Here is a 17060-nt window from a genome sequence, read left to right as displayed (position 1 = left end):
TTCTTATTCGTTAGTTTCCTTATAATAAAAATCAGCCTAAAAGTTAAATTCTTAGGCTGATTTTTATATTATTCTATTTTATATAATTTACTGTATTTTCTTTTCTTGCAGGTGCATTAGCCGAACGGAACTTTTTATATCCAAGAGCTACTGAGTGTATTTGTTTAAAGCCCTCTGGTATTCCAAGTTCCTTAACAAATTCCTTACCTTCTTCACTATTTAACAGATAAGCAATAAATCCAACCCAACAAGTTCCAATATCTAAGGATTCTGCTGCTATAAGCATATTTTCTACTGCTGCTGCACAATCAACTGAAGCATAGTTATTACTTTCATCACCAGATACTAATATTACTGTTGGTGCATTATAAAACACATGAAATTTTTCATTTTCACCATATTTTTTAACATATTCATTATCTGATTTTTTTGCAATTTCTTTAAATCCGTCACTTAGTCTATCAATAAGATCCTTATTTTGCACTACAGTAAAATGCCATGGCTGCTTATTTGTAGCACTTGGTGCATAAATACCTGCATCTATTATAGCCTTTAATTCCTCATCTTTAATCTGTTCTGGTAGATAACCTCTTGTGCTTCTTCTATTTCTTATACTTTTTAGAGTTTCATTCATGTTAAAATCCTCCTGTTATTGCTTTTTTCATTATCCATTTTAGTTACAATTATACTATTATACCTATCAAATGCAAGTACGCACTTTTAAAATATATAGTTACAAAAATAATACTGATACATAAATAATAGCTTCCTATTTTAAATCCTTCACAGAGGACTTTTTTATTCTTACTAAAAAAAGACCTAAGCTCAAATTAAAATAATTTGATACTTAGATCTTCAATATTTAATTTATAACAACTTTATATGTTTAAATCTTAAACTTTGAAATCTCACTATCCAATTCATCAGAAATTTTCATTAACTCTTTTGTAATATTACTTACTTCTATCATTACAGCAAGCTGTTCTTCTGTTGAGGCCGATATTTCTTCTGTAGAAGCTGAAGTTTGCTCTGCTCCAGCTGCAATTCCCTCAATCACATCTAGAATTTCATTTTTTCTATTACCTACAGCTTCATTCATTTCTTCTATTTGATAGATACTATTTAATAGTCCATTAATTGAGTTATTAATTTCATTAAAGGACCTTTCTGTAATTCTTACTGATTCTGTTTGCTTATCAATAATCATTTTTGATTTGTTCATTTCCTCAACAGCATTTTGAGTTTGACTCTGTACTTTAACAATTAATTCTCTAATACTGCTAGTAGAATCAGTTGATTGCTCTGCAAGCTTTCTTATTTCTTCTGCTACAACTGCAAAACCTCTTCCTGCTTCACCAGCTCTTGCCGCTTCTATTGATGCATTTAGTGCTAATAGGTTAGTTTGGCTTGCTATACTATTTATCGTTTCTATAATTGTATCTATTTCTCTTGAACTACTGTCTATCTCATCAATTGCTTTCTTTACGTTAGCTGATGATTCATTGCTTTCCTGAGTTATAGTTATAAGATTTTTAACTACTGTAGTACCATATTCATTTACACTTTGAGTATTATTACATAAGTCTACCACCTTGCCAACTGAAGCAGTAACTGTTTCCACAGCTTCAGATAATTTTGCTGCTTTTTCTGCTCCTATTGATGAATTTTCTGCTTGCTCAGTAGTAACATGTGCTATTTGTTCTATAGTCTTAGAAATCTCTTCTGATGATCTTACTGTTTCCTTATTTGTATCTTCTAGGCTTTGTGATTTATCTTTAACCTTTTTAGTTATATTTTGAGCACTATAAATTAAGCTACTCAACTCTTCTATCATTTTATTAAATTCTTTTGCTAAAACTCCTATTTCATCATTTGATTTTATATTTGTTCTTACAGATAAGTCTCCTTGTCCCATTTTTTCAATATCTTTTAAAAGTATTTTTATATCTTTAGTTATCCTTCCAGTGATAAATCCTCCGACCACTATTAATATCAATAAAATAGCTGCACCATATGCTATAGTATTAATAAGCATTGCATTAGAATTAGCCTTGCTCTCTTTATAATTAATTACACCTATAATTTCCCAATTTATTTTACTTAAAGTATTATAAATTGCATAGTTTTTAATATTATTATAAGTGTAAATTAATGTACCTTTCTTATTTTTCGATACCTCATCCTTTATTTCTTTAATAGGAATTTCCTTACCTATTAAATCCTTTTCTGGGTGAGCTACAACCATATTATTAGAATCCAGTATGGTGAAATACCCAGTGTCTCCAAGCTTTACACTTGAAAGAAAGTTTGAAATAGTATCTAACAGTATATCTAAGCCATATACTCCTACTACTTCATTATTGACAATTACTGGTTTTGCCACAGTAATTGCCATCTTTCCAGTAAAGGCATCTAAATATGGATCTGTCCATACAAGTGATTTTGCTTCTGCCGCTTTCTTATACCATGCTCTTGAAGTAGGATCATAGCCATCAGGCAGCTTTGTAGTTGCGTTAATAAAGGTCTTCTTATCTTTAGTTCCAAAATAAGCAGCTGATATATCAGAATTTGATTTTGTTATAGAAGTAAAATATTTCACCATATTTTGACCCTCTTCAGGGGTAGGATTATAATTTAAAATTCCACTATTGTCTATTAAATTCACAGTTCCTTCCATGTTGGTCATGAACTTATTTAATGTAAAGTCTACAGTTTGAATGACTTTATAGCTTTGATCCTGCAAGGACTTATCCATAATCAAATTAGTCCTTCTGTAATTAACAAAGCTTAATATAAATACTGCTGTTACTATAAGTACTGTAATAAAAATTAAAATCTTCTTTTGAATGGATAATCTCATTTCTTCCTCCTCCTTATATTTATAAAAATGTACTATGCAGCAATTAAGTCTCTCTATATATAAATCTTACAAAAATACATTGTATCTTTGCATTACAGAATACAGAAAAAATTTTGAATATTCGGATTAATTATGAATCTTGTCTATATTATAATTTATATTTATAGATTATTCCAGTTAAATATATCCTTCATTGATTATTTTTCAAGAAAGTTATTAGGATATTTTTATCTTTTAAGATTATATATATTAAATACATAACAAGTAATAGAGCCCAACTTGCATTAATCCATCTATAACATCACAATAAATGTTAAAGAAAAAAATAAAGAACAGGCAAAGAATTAATAAAAATTAGATTCTTTCCCTGTTCTTTATAAAGTTACTACTCACTTGTTATAGCATCTATCGTTCTTTGCATTTTACTGCTTAACTTTTCATCCTCTAATAACACCATTGATATTACATCCATTAGATACATAGCAGAAAATTGACTATTTATAAACCTTTTTTTATCTACAAACAATGTATTATAAACTATAAAATTTATATCTCCAAATTTGGCTATTGGACTATCCTCGAAACTAGTTATAGATACTATTCTCGCTCCATTATTTTTAGATATTCTTAATGAATTTACAACTTCTTCAGTCTCTCCTGAAATAGATATTCCTATAACTAGATCCTCCTCTGACACTATGGAACTATTTATTATCATCATGTGAGGATCTGAAATACTGTGTACGTTGAATCCCATACGAAGCAATCTCTGCATACTTTCTATGGCAGTCAAGCCGGAACTTCCTACTCCATATATATATATCTTTTTTGCCTTTTTTATTTCCTCTACTACTTTTAGTATTTGCTCCTTGCTAATTGATTGTTTAGTTCCCTCTATAACTTTATTATAATATGAGTACACCTCAGATAGTATCCCCTCTTCTTTGTCCTCTTGTTCATCTCTTTTAAGGGAGCTAAGTTTTATTTTCATATCTACAAAGCTATCACACTCTATTTTTTTGCAGAATCTAGTAATCGTTGCACCTGAAGTATTCGTTAACTTAGCCAAATCGGAAATATTTATATTATTAATTGTGTTGCTTTGCTGCAGCACATAGTCAGCTATATTCTTCTCTTTATCAGAAAAGGTATTGTATTTCTTCTGAATTTCTAGTAAAACATCCACTTATATCCCACCTTATACTAAATGTTATCCTTTATCTATAATACCATAATAAAAAAAGATACTCTAAAATTTTAAATCTTAGAGTATCTTCTTGATTATAACGCTTTTTGAACTTCTTCTGCAAATTTTTTAGTAATTAATTGAGGTCTCGTTATAGCTCCACCAACTACCACAGCATAAGCACCCATTTCCATTGCTTTTCTAGCTTTTTCTGGCAAATCAAAATTTCCTTCTGCTATTATTGGCTTTTGGCATGCTTTAATTAAACCTTCAAGTACTTCAAAATTATTCTTTCCCTTTGATTGATCGGTGTATCCCACTAAAGTAGTCCCAATATAGTCAAACCCTAATTTTTCAGCTCTTACTCCTTCTTCTACTGTAGAAATATCAGCCATAAACTTTTGATTAGGATATAATTTTTTTAAAGATCTTAAAAATTCTATATCTTGGTCAAATGTAGCATCTACCGCCAAAATTTCTACTCCTGCTTCAACTAAAGCTTGAACTTCTACCATAGTTGGTGTAATATATGAAACCATATCTGGGTAACTCTTTTTTATAATACCTATAATAGGTAAATCAACCTCTTTCTTAATTGCCTCTATATCTTCAACAGTATTAGCACGGATAGCAACAGCTCCACCTTGCTTTGCTGCTAAAGCCATCTTACTCATTATAAATGAACTATGCAATGGTTCATTCTCTAATGCTTGGCATGATACTACTAATCCTCTCTCCATAAAATCCTCCATATTGTTAATCTAAATTTTGTCACTTTGGTGTTACTTCATAATATTTTTTATTCAGCTCCAATTATATCATTAATGCTTTGCTTAATTGGATCAGCCATAGCACCAAAAATCGCCTGTACTCCGCCCTGGACCTCCAAAACTGCTGTAGCTCCTAAGGCTTTTATAGTACTCTTATCAACTTTACTTACATCTTTAACAGAAACTCTTAATCTAGTAATACAAGCATCTACATCATTGATATTTTCTTGCCCGCCTAAAGCAGCTAATACTTGTACAGCAGTTTCTTTTAAGGAATCTTTTGTAATAACCTTTACTTCTTCACCCTCAATTTCACGCCCTGGGGTCATAACATTAAATTTAGTTATTAAGAATCTAAATGAAAAATAATATAAACAAGCCCATACCAAACCAACTGGTATCACATATATCCAATTTGTTTTTGCATTTCCTTGTAAAATACCAAATAGAGTAAAATCTATGACTCCACCGGAGAATGTATTTCCTATAGAAATGTGCAGTAAATCAGCTATTAAGAATGATAGCCCATCAAATACAGCATGTACTACATATAACCACGGTGCAACGAATAAAAACATAAATTCAATTGGTTCAGTTATACCAGTAATAAATGAAGTTAATGCAGCACTTAAGAATAGTCCACTAACTAAATGTCTCTTTTCTTTTGGCACACAGTGATACATTGCTAAGCATGCAGCTGGTAACCCAAACATCATTGTATCAAAACGTCCTGCGAAGAAACGAGTTCCGTGATGGAATAACCCAACATGATTAGGATCTGCTAATTGAGCAAAAAAGATATTCTGAGCTCCAACTACAGTTTTTCCAGCTACAGTTGCAACTCCACCTAATTCAGTCATCCAAAACAATGGATAAATCATGTGGTGTAACCCAACTGCACCAGTTAATCTTAATAAGAACCCATATAGGAATGTTCCAAAAACCCCTAGATCAGCAATTGCTTTTCCTGCACTTGTTAGCCATCCCTGGAATGTAGGCCATGTTAAAAAGAAAATTGCACCAACTCCAATTGCGGCAAAAGAAGATACTATAGGTACAAATCTTGAACCGCCAAAGAACCCCAAAACTGCTGGTAATTGAATGTTATGATACTTATTATGCAAGTATGAAACAACACATCCAATAGCAATCGCTCCGACAACTCCAGTATCAATTGATTTAACTTGTAAATGAAAAACCCCAATCATAGCTTTTATAGATGCATTCATTACTAAAAAAGCAACAGCAGCAGCCAGACCAGCGGTACCTTTGTCTTTTCTTGCCAATCCAACAGCTAAACCAATACACATAATAAGTGCTAAATTACCAAAAACAACACTTCCAGCTTCCGCCATAATCGCAAATAGCCCCTGCAGCCAAGCAACATTTAAAAGTGGATATGCTCTAATAGTATTTGGATTAGATAAGGCTCCGCCTATCCCTAATAACAAACCTGCAGCAGGTAGTATTGCTATAGGCAGCATAAAGGATTTCCCGATTTTTTGTAGATTTTTAAACATTTCCATCCCCCTTTGTGTGCGAAATTTATTTTCATTATTTTTAATAAATTAAAAAAATATTTCATTATGCGTATATAATATCATATGAAAATAATTTTATCAATATGCCTAATAAAGAAATTTTTTTTCAACATAAAAATTCTATATAACTAAGTTCAATAATACCCTAAATTCACTAAATAAGTCTGATAAGTTCCAAACTATGTAGTTATTTTAATAAAAATGATATAATAAAAATCAATACAACACCAAATAGAGATTTCTAAGGATGTGAAAACATGGGGAAAATAGAAGAGATAGACGGACTAGTTTGCTTGAGCGATTTAGATGACACTATTTCTATAGAACTTAGATATGCTAGCGAAAACAATTTCACTGGTAAAAAAATATATCCTATAGACATATGCGTACTTAGAAAGCAAACCGCAGAAAAGTTAATTAAGGTAAATAAAGAACTAAAGAAGGATGGCTATAGGATAAAAGTATGGGATGCCTATAGGCCTGTTTATGTACAACATATATTTTGGGACATACTGCCAGACAATAGGTTTGTAGCTAATCCTGCAAAGTCTGGTTCTAAGCATAGTTATGGTGCTGCAGTAGATGTAACTTTAATAACAAATGAAGGTAAAGAACTTATAATGCCTTCCTCCTTTGATGATTTTTCTATAAAGGCAAGAAGAGACAATCCTAATATGGAGGAAGAAGCAAGAAAAAATTTAAATTATTTAACAGAAACAATGTGCAAATTTGGCTTCGACTATATAGATTCTGAATGGTGGCATTATATAGATGCAGAATGGAGAAAGTATGCCATTTTAGATGTACAGCTAGATAAATTTATATAAGAGGAGTGATTGTAATGCTAAATAGTCAATTAAACAATCTTTTAAGAGAAGTTAACTCTAAATATAGTTTAGTAATAAAAAACTATAAAACTGGTGAAATTTATAATGTAAACTCTAGTGCAAAGGTACCCTCCGCTTCTATAATAAAGTTATTTATACTTGAAATGACCTTTCACTTGGCAGCAAAGAAAGAGTTAGACTTAGAGGAAAAGATTATCATAAATGACGAGGAAAAAGTTCCTTTCAGCATAGTATCTGTACTCCAATCTATAAAATCTTATAGTATTAAAGACTTGCTAACCTTAATGACAATTCAAAGCGACAACACAGCTACAAATGTGCTCATAGATAAGCTTGGAATAGAAAATATAAATAATTTCATAAAAGAACATGGATATAAGAACACAGTACTTGAAAGAAAAATGATGGATTTTGAATCTGCTAAAAGAGGAAAAGAAAATTATACTTGTGCTGAGGATGTTGCTTTGCTTTTCGATAAGCTTTATCATAGTGAACTTGTAAATAAAGAGTATGACAATATTATACTTCAAATATTAAAACTTCAATTAGACAATGCTATGATGAGAATGTACTTGCCAGATGAACTTGAGATAGCTCATAAAACAGGCGATATAAGTTGTGTAAAACATGATACCGGTATTGTATATAATGATAAAATTGGAGATTATATTTTTGTCATGCTTACATATGAAGCTGAAAGTGACAGTTATGCACGAGGACTTATAGCTAATACTTCTAGGGCTGTTTATGAATACTTTTTAATGAAAAGTGATATCGATAACTTTTTTAATAAGTAATTAATATAGGGATATTAAACCAAAAGTTATTTTATCTATATGAAAAGGGGGATTAAAAAATATGAAAATAAAAGATATACAGATTGGACACATATCTGTTCCACTAGCCAGACCTTTTAAAACTGCCCTTAGAACTGTGCACAGTGTAGAGGATGTAATAGTTAAAATAATTACCGATACTGGTAATATAGGTTATGGTGAAGCACCTCCAACAGGTGTTATAACTGGGGATACTAAAGGTGCTATAATAGCAGCTATTGAAGACCATATAAAAAAATCAATAATTGGTATGGATATTGAAAATTTTGAAGAAATAATGATTAAACTTGATAAATGTATAGTGAAAAATACTAGTGCTAAGGCTGCAGTGGACATAGCACTATATGATTTATATGGGCAATTATACAAGGCTCCTTTATATAAACTTTTAGGTGGTTATAGAAAAGAAATTATAACAGACATAACCATAAGTGTTAACTCTCCTGAAGAAATGGCTTTAGACAGTATAGATGCTATAAAGCATGGTTATAAAACCTTAAAAATAAAAGTTGGTGTAGACTCTGATATGGACATAAAAAGAATGAAAGCTATAAGAGAAGCGATAGGCTATGATGTAGATCTTAGAATAGATGCTAATCAAGGTTGGAAGCCCAAAGAAGCAGTTTATACCTTAAGAATGATGGAAGATGCAGGACTTAATATAGAATTTGTAGAACAGCCTGTAGAAGCTCACGATATTGATGGACTAAAATTTGTAACAGACAATGTATCTATTCCCGTTATGGCAGATGAAAGCGTATTTTCACCAAAAGATGCAGTAAAAATAATGCAGCTGAGAGCTGCAGATCTTGTTAACATTAAACTTATGAAAACTGGTGGGCTACATAATGCTCTAAAGATATGCTCTATGGCAGAAGTATATGGAATGGAGTGTATGATAGGCTGTATGCTTGAAGCAAAAGTTAGCGTTACTGCAGCAGTACATTTAGCAGCAGCTAAAAGTATTATAACTAAAATAGATTTAGACGGACCTGTTTTATGCAGCGAAGATCCTGTAGATGGCGGTGCTATTTTTGAGGATTATAAAATAAGTTTGCTTGATGAACCAGGCCTTGGAATAAAAAACATTCGTGGCTTAAAATAGATTTTTAGAGCCATTTTAGTAGTAAACTTACTGCTAAAATGGCTCTTTATTTATAATCTAGTCTATTGGTTTTGAATTAACAAATTCTTTAGCTAATTCATCTAAATTCCCAGTTAGTTTTTCATCATACATTTTTATTACAACTTTACAATAAAATCCATCTTCTTTCCAAACATAATTTTGTAATTTTACTGGTTCATTTTTTGTTTCTCCATAAGAATATTCATATTTAAAAACTTCCTTGTTACTAATATTTAATATCTTCGCTTTTTCTTGCTTAATTTTACCATCTTGTAGTATTTTGCCATTCTCATCTTTAACTTCAACATATCCATTTTTCTTTATGTCTTCATAATCTTTTAACTTTTTAGCTTGCACAAATGTTATAAAGTAACCGTTGTGGTAATTATAATTTGCACCGATTTCATGTTTATCCTCTTTATTTGCATTATCAGAACCTTCCAAAGTTATTGCTGATAAATGCTCTATATTTATAGATTTATTAACCTTTAATAGTATCTTAGGATTAAATCCCAAACGTTCCTTAGCTATTCTTAAATCTTCCTTGTCATAAATATCAAATCCACCACCAGGTATATCCATACAATACTTTACATTTTTTACATCTTGAACGTATTTTATTGAGGCTGCAACTTTTGCTACATCATCTGTAGAAATATTCATAGTATTCGTGGAGCCTTTGCTGTCTTGTAAATCTTCCTTATATTCTATGCTATACCATAATCCTTCATCTTGCCATGCAAAAAACTTACTTGTTTCCTGATAACCTTTAGAAAATGTACTTTTTATAGTTATATTGGATCCATTTATTCCTGCCAAATTCATTGGTTCTTTGGTGATTTCACATTTTTTTCCATATCTATCTTTATTTTTCTGTTCCATTTCTTTCTTTAAAACTTCTTCCATATTTTCTTTTGAAACTTGGAATTGAAATAACTTACCCTCTCCTTCATGTACCATTTCATAAAACTCTATCTTGAAAACATTATCTTTATCTGAAACTTTTATAACATCAAAACCAATGCCCTCCATGTAATTTTGGGGAATAAAGTCCGGTACTTTGAGCTTAAACCCTGCACTTTCCTCAGCCCTCTTTAAACCAAGATACATTTTTACTTGTGAATCAATAAGAACTTTGCTTTCCTGCTTTTTTGCTAAGTTATTATTACTAACTGCCGCAGCAATATTATCTGTTTTCATACTTTTAGCATTCACAGCACCGGTAAGTACAACTCCAGAAGCTACTACGCAACATGCTATGGCAGCAGCTGACATTCTATATGAACCTTTTTTAAAATTCTTTATCATCTCAATCCTCCTTATAATTTGATTTTTTGTTTCAAAGAAAATTGCTAATTGTGGAACTTTATTATTATTTGAAACCATCTTTGAAAAATTAATTAATGCCATTCCATATTCTTCAGCCTCTTCTTCCCCAATAGTTTCAAGTACATAAGCATCACAGGCACATTCTCTCTGAAGCTTCATTTTCCTCATACAAAACCATATTATAGGATTGAACCAGTGCATTATAACAGCAAGTACAGCAAGAGAATTATAAACCAAATCTTTTCTTTTATAGTGAATTAATTCATGTAAAAGCACATGATATAGTTGCTTATATTCACTTTTACCACATATGCATCGTGGTATATAAATTTTAGGTTTAAAAACCCCTAATATACATGGACTTTTAAAGCTGTCACAAACATAAACAGGTATGTTTACATTTATATTTACTTTCTTTTTACACTGTTCTAATAACTGCATAAACTTTAAATCTTTGAGTTCTTCTAAGTTTAAAATTTTTCTTTTAAATCTCTTATCAATTATAAATAAAAATATCGCTGCACTAATAACTCCAGCTAACCATATGCAGGATGCTATGTTCAAAGTATTATTAACTACATATTCTTTGGTTAATTTTTCTTGATTACCTTCTATTCTTTCTGAAGATTTTCCTAGTGGTACTATTTGATTCTTAGATTTATAGTTCCAGTAGTCTTTACCTTCTCTTAAGAAATCAGATGTATTGTAAGCCATATTCTGTAGTGTACTTTTGTTTTGAATCTCATAACTACTTTGATATTTTTCATGTAATAAATTAAACAAGCTTAAATTGCTCTGAAATTGTAAAGGTATTATTAGTTTTATGACAATTATAATCCACAAAGCATGTTGAAGTCTTACTCCAATATATTTACTAAATAATTTTGAAATTAAAATTATAAGTAATGCTGCAATGCTTGCTGTTATAGAGGCATGAAGAACCCATAAAAAACTTGTGACTAAAATACCCATCTTTTATATCCTCCTATTTCTAGCTACAAAAACTTTACTTTTCTTTTTTCTTACTCTTAAGAATCTGTTCCAGCTCTTCAATTTCTTTTTCTGATAAAGACTCTGCTTCTAAAAATTTTGTAAAAAGCATACCTATAGCACCGTCATATACCTTTTCAAGAAAAGATTCATTTTCAGCTTTTACGCATTCATCTTCGGATATTAATGGATAATAATTATAGGTTCTTCCTACCTTTTCAAATCCTATTGCTTCTTTTTTTACAAGCCTTGTTATAAAAGTTTTTATTGTTTGTGTTGACCAATTCATTTTACCGCTTAATGAATTAATTATTTTTTCAGATGTTAAAGTCTTACTTTTCCATAGAAGTTTCATTACTTCCCACTCAGCTGCTGAGATTTTTGGCATTTCTTTCATACTCTTATTCCTCCATCTTCAGTTTACAAATGTAGACTTTCAATTTAAGGCTACATTTGTAAACTAAAATTATCAAGTTAGAATATATATTTGCCTTGTTCCAATAATTTAGTCTATTGACTTTGAGTTAACAAATCCTTTAGCTATTTCATCTGGATCTGTTGCTTGTCCACACATTGAAACTTTACAATAGAATCCACTTTCTTGCCAAATATACTCTTCAGACTTTGATTGTTTATTTAATTCTGATTCAAAGGAATCTTCATATTTAAAGACTTCCTTGTCACCAATCTTTAAAGGCTGAACTTTAATTTCTTTTTTGTTAACTTCGATATACCCATTTTTCTTTATACTTTCATAATCATGTAGATTTTTTCCTTGTGTAAATGTTAAGTATCCACCTTTTAAACTATAGAATGTATTTAACTCATAGTTAATCTTTTTATTTTCTATATCAGAATCTCCTGAAATACCTACTGCGGAACTGTTTATTTTTATATCATCATTTATAGTCAATGGTAGTTTGGGATTAAAGCCTAAAAGTTCTTTAGCTTTATTTAAATCCTCTTTATCATATATCATTAAAGTTGCAAGCTCTGTTGAAACCTCTCTTTCTATAGAGTAATTCACATTTTTCACAGCTTCAATATATTTTATTGAAGTTGCAACTTTTCCTACATCATCTGTAGATATATCTACAAATTTTTTTAAGTTTTCTCCTTCTCCTAATGCTTGACTGTATTTTATGCTATAGTACATTCCTTCATTTTGCCATACAAAAAACTTGCATATTTCATTGTAATTTCCAGGTAATGTACTTTTTATAGTGATGCTAGATCCATTTATTCCAGCTAAATTCATCGCTTCTTTACTAATTTCAACTTTTCCAGCTTTATTATCTTTACTTGTATTTGGAATTTCTACATCTTGCATCTGTTTATTTCTATTCTCTGCATCTTGCTTTAAAAATTCTTCCATATTTACTTTTGAAACATAAAATTCAAATGAATTGCCAGCTTTTTTACTTTCCTTGCTACTAAAAAACATTTGTAATGCATTATCTTTGTCAGAAACTTTTACTACATGAAAACTATCTGTTGGAGTGCAACTTTCTGGAAGAAAATCCGGCACCTTAAATTTAAACCCAAGAACTTCCTGTACTTTTTTCATGTCATGATAGCTTTTAAGTGTTGAATCAATTATAAACTTACTTTCCTGCTTTTTTACCGAATCCTTATTACTAGACACTGCAGCAATATTGTCTGCTTTCATACCTTTAGCATTTACAGCATTAGTAAGTACAATACCAGAGGCTACTATGCAGCATGCCACTGCAGCTGCTGACATTCTATATGAACCTTTTTTAAAATTCTTTATCATTTTTATTCTCCTTTTAATTTGGTTTTTTGTTTCAAAAAAAATCGCTAATTGTGATGCTTTATTAGTATTCGAAATCAATTTTGAAAAATTAATCAGTGTCATACCATACTCTTCAGCTTGTTCTTCTCCGATAATTTCAAGGACATAAGCATCACAGGCACATTCTCTATAAAGTTTCATTCTCTTTATACAAAACCATATAACAGGATTGAACCAATGCAACATAACAGCAAATATAGCAAGGGAATTATAAATCAAATCTCTTCTTTTATAATGAATTAATTCATGTAAAAGTATATGATATAGTTGCGTATAGTTATTTGTACTGCATACGCATTGAGGAATGTAAACCTTGGGTCTAAAAATTCCTAATATGCATGGACTTCTAAAACTATCACAAATATAAACAGGTATATCTTTGTTTATATTTATTTTCTCTTTACATTCATCCAGTAGCGCTACAATTTTTAAATCCGTAAGCTCCTTTAAATTTAAAATTTTTCTTTTAAATCTCCACTTAACTATTAATAAAAGTAAAGTTGTACTAAAAACTCCAACTAACCATATACAAGAAGCTATGTTCAAAACATGAGTGCTCATATTTTCTTTTGTTGCTTTTTCTTCCTTATAACTTATTTTTTCTGAAGATGAACCTATTGATGCTATTTGACTTTTTTGTTTATAATCCCAATAAGCTTTTCCTTCCCTTAAGAAATCAGATGTAACATAAGCCATATCCTCTATTACGCTTTTGTTTTTGATGTCTGAAATACTTTGATGCTTTTCATGTAATAAATTAAATAAGCTTAGATTACTTTGAAGCTCTAAAGGTACTATGAGTCTTATAATAACTATAATCCATAAAGCATGCTGAAATCTTACCCCAATATGCTTATTAAATAATTTTAAAATTAAAATTACTAATAATGCTGCAATACTTGCTGTCATGGAAACATGAAGAACCCATAAAAAAGTTCTGATTAAAGTATCCATATTAATATCCCCCTAATTTTAACTATAAAAACCTAATTTCACTTACCTTCCTTCTTGTTTTTAAGAAGCTGTTCCAATTCTTCAATTTCTTTTTCTGATAAGGACTCTTCCTCTAAAAATTTTGTAAATAACATACCTACAGCTCCATCATATACTTTTTGAAGAAAAGATTGGTTTTCAGCTTTTATGCATTCATCTTCAGATATTAGCGGATAATAATTATAGGTTCTACCTACTTTTTCAAATCCTATTGCTTCTTTTTTTAAAAGCCTAGTTATAAATGTTTTTACTGTCTGTGTTGACCAATTCATTTTACTTGTTAATGAATTAATTATTTTTTCAGATGTTAAATTCTTATTTTTCCAAAGAAGTTTCATTACTTCCCACTCAGCTGCTGAGATTTTTGGCATTTCTTTCATAGCTTATTCCTCCATTTTAAGTTTACAAATGTAGATCTACAATCACAGTCTACATTTGTAAACAATGATTGTCAAGTTAAAAAATGTATTTTTTTATTATCTCCTATATTTTTTTCTCATAATTTAAATAAAATTAATTGGTAAAATTCCATAAAAATCGTGATTTCTTTGCCCCAATGACTAACTTTAGAAATAGTTTTAGAGTGGATTTAAAGGAAACAGAAAACGAATATATGGTTGAGGCAGATTTACCTGGAATTAACAAAGAAGCTATTGATGTTGAATACGAAAATAATTATTTAACTATTAGTGCTAAAAGAGAAGAAACTATAGAAAATAAGGATAACAATAACTATGTAAGACGAGAGAGAAGTTATGGTGAATTTAAAAGAAGATTTTATATTGACAATGTAGATAAAGAAAAAATAGATGTTATAAAGCATGGTTATAAAACCTTAAAAATAAAAGTTGGTGTAGACTCTGATATGAATATCAAAAGAATGAAGACTACAAGATTAAGCTGCTTGATAAACCAGGACTTGGCATTACAGGTATAGAAGGATTAATCTGTAGATAGCAATAAACTATTAATTATTCTCGAAAAGAATAATTAATAGTTTAATCAGTCAACATAAAATACACGCTGAAACTTATACATCAGCGTGTATTTTTAATTGATTTCGCTGCTTTAAAACTTTAAAGTAAACTTATTACACAACTTAATACTATTTTTGAATATAAGCAGTATCAAATAAAGTCATACCTAGTGGTGATTTGTGAACACCTTTTACATAATCCTTAGAGCATCCAATGCTTACATAAAAGTAAATTGGTATTACAGGCATATCATTCATAAGTATATCTTCAGCTTCATGAAGCAGCTGCATTCTCTTTGCGCTATCTTTTTCTACCTTAGCAGCACTTACTTTTTTATCATATTCAGGATTGCTATAACCAGTATTGTTGTTTCCCCCATTTGTTACCCATATATCAAGGAAAGTCATAGGATCGCTATAATCAGCAATCCAACTGCCTCTTGCAGTTAGATACTCCTTATTTTTTCTTGTATTCATAAATACTTTCTTTTCTTGGTTTATTAGATCAACAGTTATTCCTAAATTTTTTCTCCACATGTCTTGAAGAGTTTCAGCTATATTCTTGTTATCCTCTGCAGTATTATATAAGTAGCTTAATTTTGGAAAGCCTTTTCCATCAGGATATCCAGCTTCAGCTAACAATTTTTTTGCTTCCACCACATCTGCTTCTGGTTTATAGTAATCTTTGTTTCTAAAGTCTTTACCAGATTTATCTTCATTAATTCCAGTACTTACAAAGGCAGTAGCAAGCTTTTGTCCACCCTTTGTTACATTCTGTACTATTTGCGTTCTATCAATAGCTAGCGCTAAAGCCTTTCTTACCTTTGGATTACTTAAGGCCTTAGCAGCCTCAGCACTTACTTCTTTTGCTTTAGGGGATACATTTAATGAAACATAACAAGTTCCAAGGTATGGATAAACTTTAGCAATACCTTCTTTTAAAAGATTTGGAGTTTCTTGAAGCGGTGGTGCCTCCATAAAATCTATTTGTCCAGCTCTAAAGGCTGAAAGAGCACTTGAGGCTTGTTCAAGTAATTTAAACTGCAATGAATCTAGTTTTATGGACTTTGCATTCCAGTAGTTATCATTCTTAACAAAGTTTATCGAATCCTTTAACTTCCATTCCTTCATTTTAAAAGGTCCATTGCATACAAAAGTATCTGCTTTATTTGACCATGCTTTTGGATCTTTTTCAACAATATCCTTTCTTACAGGTGAATAAGTCGGAAAAGCTGTAAGTGATAAAAAATAGCTTGTAGGGTATTCAAGCGTGACCTCTAATTTACTATCATTTATAACCTTTATCCCTAAATCTTCTGCCTTGACCTTTCCTTTATTGAAAGCCTCACCATTTTTTATGTAGAAAAGTTGATAGGCATATTCAGAAGCAATGTTAGGATCTAAGGCTCTTTGCCAAGCATATTTAAAATCTTCTGCTTTAACAGTTTTTCCATCAGACCATTTAGCATCTTTTCTTAAATTAAAAGTGTATTTTAATCCATCTGGTGAAACTTCCCACTTATCTGCAACTCCAGGCACAGGATTTTCCTTTTCATCTAGTCTTAATAATCCTTCAAAGGAGTTAGCTGCTACTGTTATTCCTTCAGTAGTATTAGTTAACCCTGGATCTAGAGTTTTCGGTTCTGCGCCAAGGTTATATCGTATGATTTGATCCTTTTTTGAATCATCACTATTTTTCCCCGCACAGCCTGTTAAAGCTGTCATAGTTATCATAACAGAAATAAGAATGGTACTAATCCTAATAAATTTAATCCTCACCAATTTCCCC

At 30.6% G+C, this 17060-nt stretch carries 14 protein-coding genes; 4 read left to right on the top strand and 10 right to left on the bottom strand.

Translation table 11 applies throughout. The annotated features are described in order from the left end of the window. Window positions 1-73 precede the first annotated feature (73 nt). The 5 genes from RCG18_RS17590 to RCG18_RS17570 form a co-directional block, all read right to left on the bottom strand. Window positions 74-634, bottom strand: a complete 561-nt coding sequence (locus tag RCG18_RS17590) for a nitroreductase family protein (RefSeq protein WP_308037329.1) — start codon at window positions 632-634, stop codon at window positions 74-76. A 252-nt stretch (window positions 635-886) separates the two neighbouring features. Next, a complete protein-coding gene (locus RCG18_RS17585; RefSeq protein WP_308037328.1) occupies window positions 887-2860 on the bottom strand; it encodes a methyl-accepting chemotaxis protein in 1974 nt (657 codons plus the stop codon). A gap of 385 nt (window positions 2861-3245) precedes the next feature. Then, on the bottom strand, window positions 3246-4046 hold the full coding sequence (locus RCG18_RS17580; protein ID WP_308037327.1) for a MurR/RpiR family transcriptional regulator: 801 nt from the start codon (window positions 4044-4046) through the stop codon (window positions 3246-3248). 95 nt (window positions 4047-4141) lie between these two features. Further along, entirely contained in the window at window positions 4142-4798 is a 657-nt protein-coding gene (locus RCG18_RS17575; protein ID WP_308037326.1) for an N-acetylmannosamine-6-phosphate 2-epimerase, read from the bottom strand. A gap of 47 nt (window positions 4799-4845) precedes the next feature. Continuing rightward, window positions 4846-6336 (bottom strand): PTS transporter subunit EIIC, encoded by a 1491-nt coding sequence (locus tag RCG18_RS17570; protein WP_308037325.1) that lies wholly within the window; start codon window positions 6334-6336, stop codon window positions 4846-4848. A 278-nt stretch (window positions 6337-6614) separates the two neighbouring features. On the opposite strand from RCG18_RS17570, the gene RCG18_RS17565 reads away from it, so the two are divergent. The 3 genes from RCG18_RS17565 (at window position 6615) to RCG18_RS17555 (ending at window position 9146) form a co-directional block, all read left to right on the top strand. Beyond that, window positions 6615-7184: a M15 family metallopeptidase gene (locus RCG18_RS17565; protein ID WP_308037324.1), complete on the top strand. Its 570-nt coding sequence runs from the start codon at window positions 6615-6617 to the stop codon at window positions 7182-7184. 14 nt (window positions 7185-7198) lie between these two features. Next, complete coding sequence (locus tag RCG18_RS17560) at window positions 7199-8002, top strand: serine hydrolase (RefSeq protein WP_308037323.1); 804 nt, start codon at window positions 7199-7201, stop codon at window positions 8000-8002. 61 nt (window positions 8003-8063) lie between these two features. Further along, the gene (locus RCG18_RS17555) at window positions 8064-9146 is read left to right on the top strand and encodes a dipeptide epimerase (protein WP_308037322.1); all 1083 of its coding nucleotides are present in this window, start codon (window positions 8064-8066) and stop codon (window positions 9144-9146) included. Window positions 9147-9203: 57 nt separating this feature from the next. Here RCG18_RS17555 and RCG18_RS17550 read toward each other — a convergent pair whose 3' ends face one another. The 4 genes from RCG18_RS17550 to RCG18_RS17535 form a co-directional block, all read right to left on the bottom strand. Continuing rightward, entirely contained in the window at window positions 9204-11468 is a 2265-nt protein-coding gene (locus RCG18_RS17550) for a M56 family metallopeptidase (RefSeq protein ID WP_308037321.1), read from the bottom strand. Window positions 11469-11502: 34 nt separating this feature from the next. After that, window positions 11503-11883 (bottom strand): BlaI/MecI/CopY family transcriptional regulator, encoded by a 381-nt coding sequence (locus RCG18_RS17545; protein ID WP_308037320.1) that lies wholly within the window; start codon window positions 11881-11883, stop codon window positions 11503-11505. 108 nt (window positions 11884-11991) lie between these two features. Continuing rightward, on the bottom strand, window positions 11992-14256 hold the full coding sequence (locus RCG18_RS17540) for a M56 family metallopeptidase (protein WP_308037319.1): 2265 nt from the start codon (window positions 14254-14256) through the stop codon (window positions 11992-11994). A gap of 38 nt (window positions 14257-14294) precedes the next feature. Continuing rightward, entirely contained in the window at window positions 14295-14675 is a 381-nt protein-coding gene (locus RCG18_RS17535) for a BlaI/MecI/CopY family transcriptional regulator (protein WP_308037318.1), read from the bottom strand. A gap of 176 nt (window positions 14676-14851) precedes the next feature. Between RCG18_RS17535 and RCG18_RS17530 the strand changes: the two genes are divergently transcribed. Further along, entirely contained in the window at window positions 14852-15232 is a 381-nt protein-coding gene (locus RCG18_RS17530) for an Hsp20 family protein (protein WP_308037317.1), read from the top strand. Window positions 15233-15400: 168 nt separating this feature from the next. Here RCG18_RS17530 and RCG18_RS17525 read toward each other — a convergent pair whose 3' ends face one another. Beyond that, window positions 15401-17050 carry a peptide ABC transporter substrate-binding protein gene (locus RCG18_RS17525; protein WP_374118919.1) on the bottom strand — a complete coding sequence of 550 codons (1650 nt, stop codon included), beginning with the start codon at window positions 17048-17050 and terminating at the stop codon, window positions 15401-15403. Between the last annotated feature and the right edge of the window lie 10 nt (window positions 17051-17060).

It is taken from the genome of Clostridium sp. OS1-26 (assembly GCF_030915445.1).
In the GTDB taxonomy this organism is placed as follows: Bacteria; Bacillota; Clostridia; order Clostridiales; family Clostridiaceae; genus Clostridium_AM.
The sequence above is the reverse complement of the archived record's forward strand: the minus strand, read 5'-3'. Positions and strand labels throughout refer to the sequence as shown.

Coding starts and splice junctions, on each gene's coding strand:
- RCG18_RS17555 (WP_308037322.1), top strand. CDS start 8,064: ATGAAAATAAAAGATATACAGATTGGACACATATCTGTTCCACTAGCC.
- RCG18_RS17560 (WP_308037323.1), top strand. CDS start 7,199: ATGCTAAATAGTCAATTAAACAATCTTTTAAGAGAAGTTAACTCTAAA.
- RCG18_RS17540 (WP_308037319.1), bottom strand. CDS start 14,256: ATGGATACTTTAATCAGAACTTTTTTATGGGTTCTTCATGTTTCCATG.
- RCG18_RS17570 (WP_308037325.1), bottom strand. CDS start 6,336: ATGTTTAAAAATCTACAAAAAATCGGGAAATCCTTTATGCTGCCTATA.
- RCG18_RS17590 (WP_308037329.1), bottom strand. CDS start 634: ATGAATGAAACTCTAAAAAGTATAAGAAATAGAAGAAGCACAAGAGGT.
- RCG18_RS17565 (WP_308037324.1), top strand. CDS start 6,615: ATGGGGAAAATAGAAGAGATAGACGGACTAGTTTGCTTGAGCGATTTA.
- RCG18_RS17575 (WP_308037326.1), bottom strand. CDS start 4,798: ATGGAGGATTTTATGGAGAGAGGATTAGTAGTATCATGCCAAGCATTA.
- RCG18_RS17585 (WP_308037328.1), bottom strand. CDS start 2,860: ATGAGATTATCCATTCAAAAGAAGATTTTAATTTTTATTACAGTACTT.
- RCG18_RS17550 (WP_308037321.1), bottom strand. CDS start 11,468: ATGGGTATTTTAGTCACAAGTTTTTTATGGGTTCTTCATGCCTCTATA.
- RCG18_RS17530 (WP_308037317.1), top strand. CDS start 14,852: ATGACTAACTTTAGAAATAGTTTTAGAGTGGATTTAAAGGAAACAGAA.
- RCG18_RS17545 (WP_308037320.1), bottom strand. CDS start 11,883: ATGAAAGAAATGCCAAAAATCTCAGCAGCTGAGTGGGAAGTAATGAAA.
- RCG18_RS17535 (WP_308037318.1), bottom strand. CDS start 14,675: ATGAAAGAAATGCCAAAAATCTCAGCAGCTGAGTGGGAAGTAATGAAA.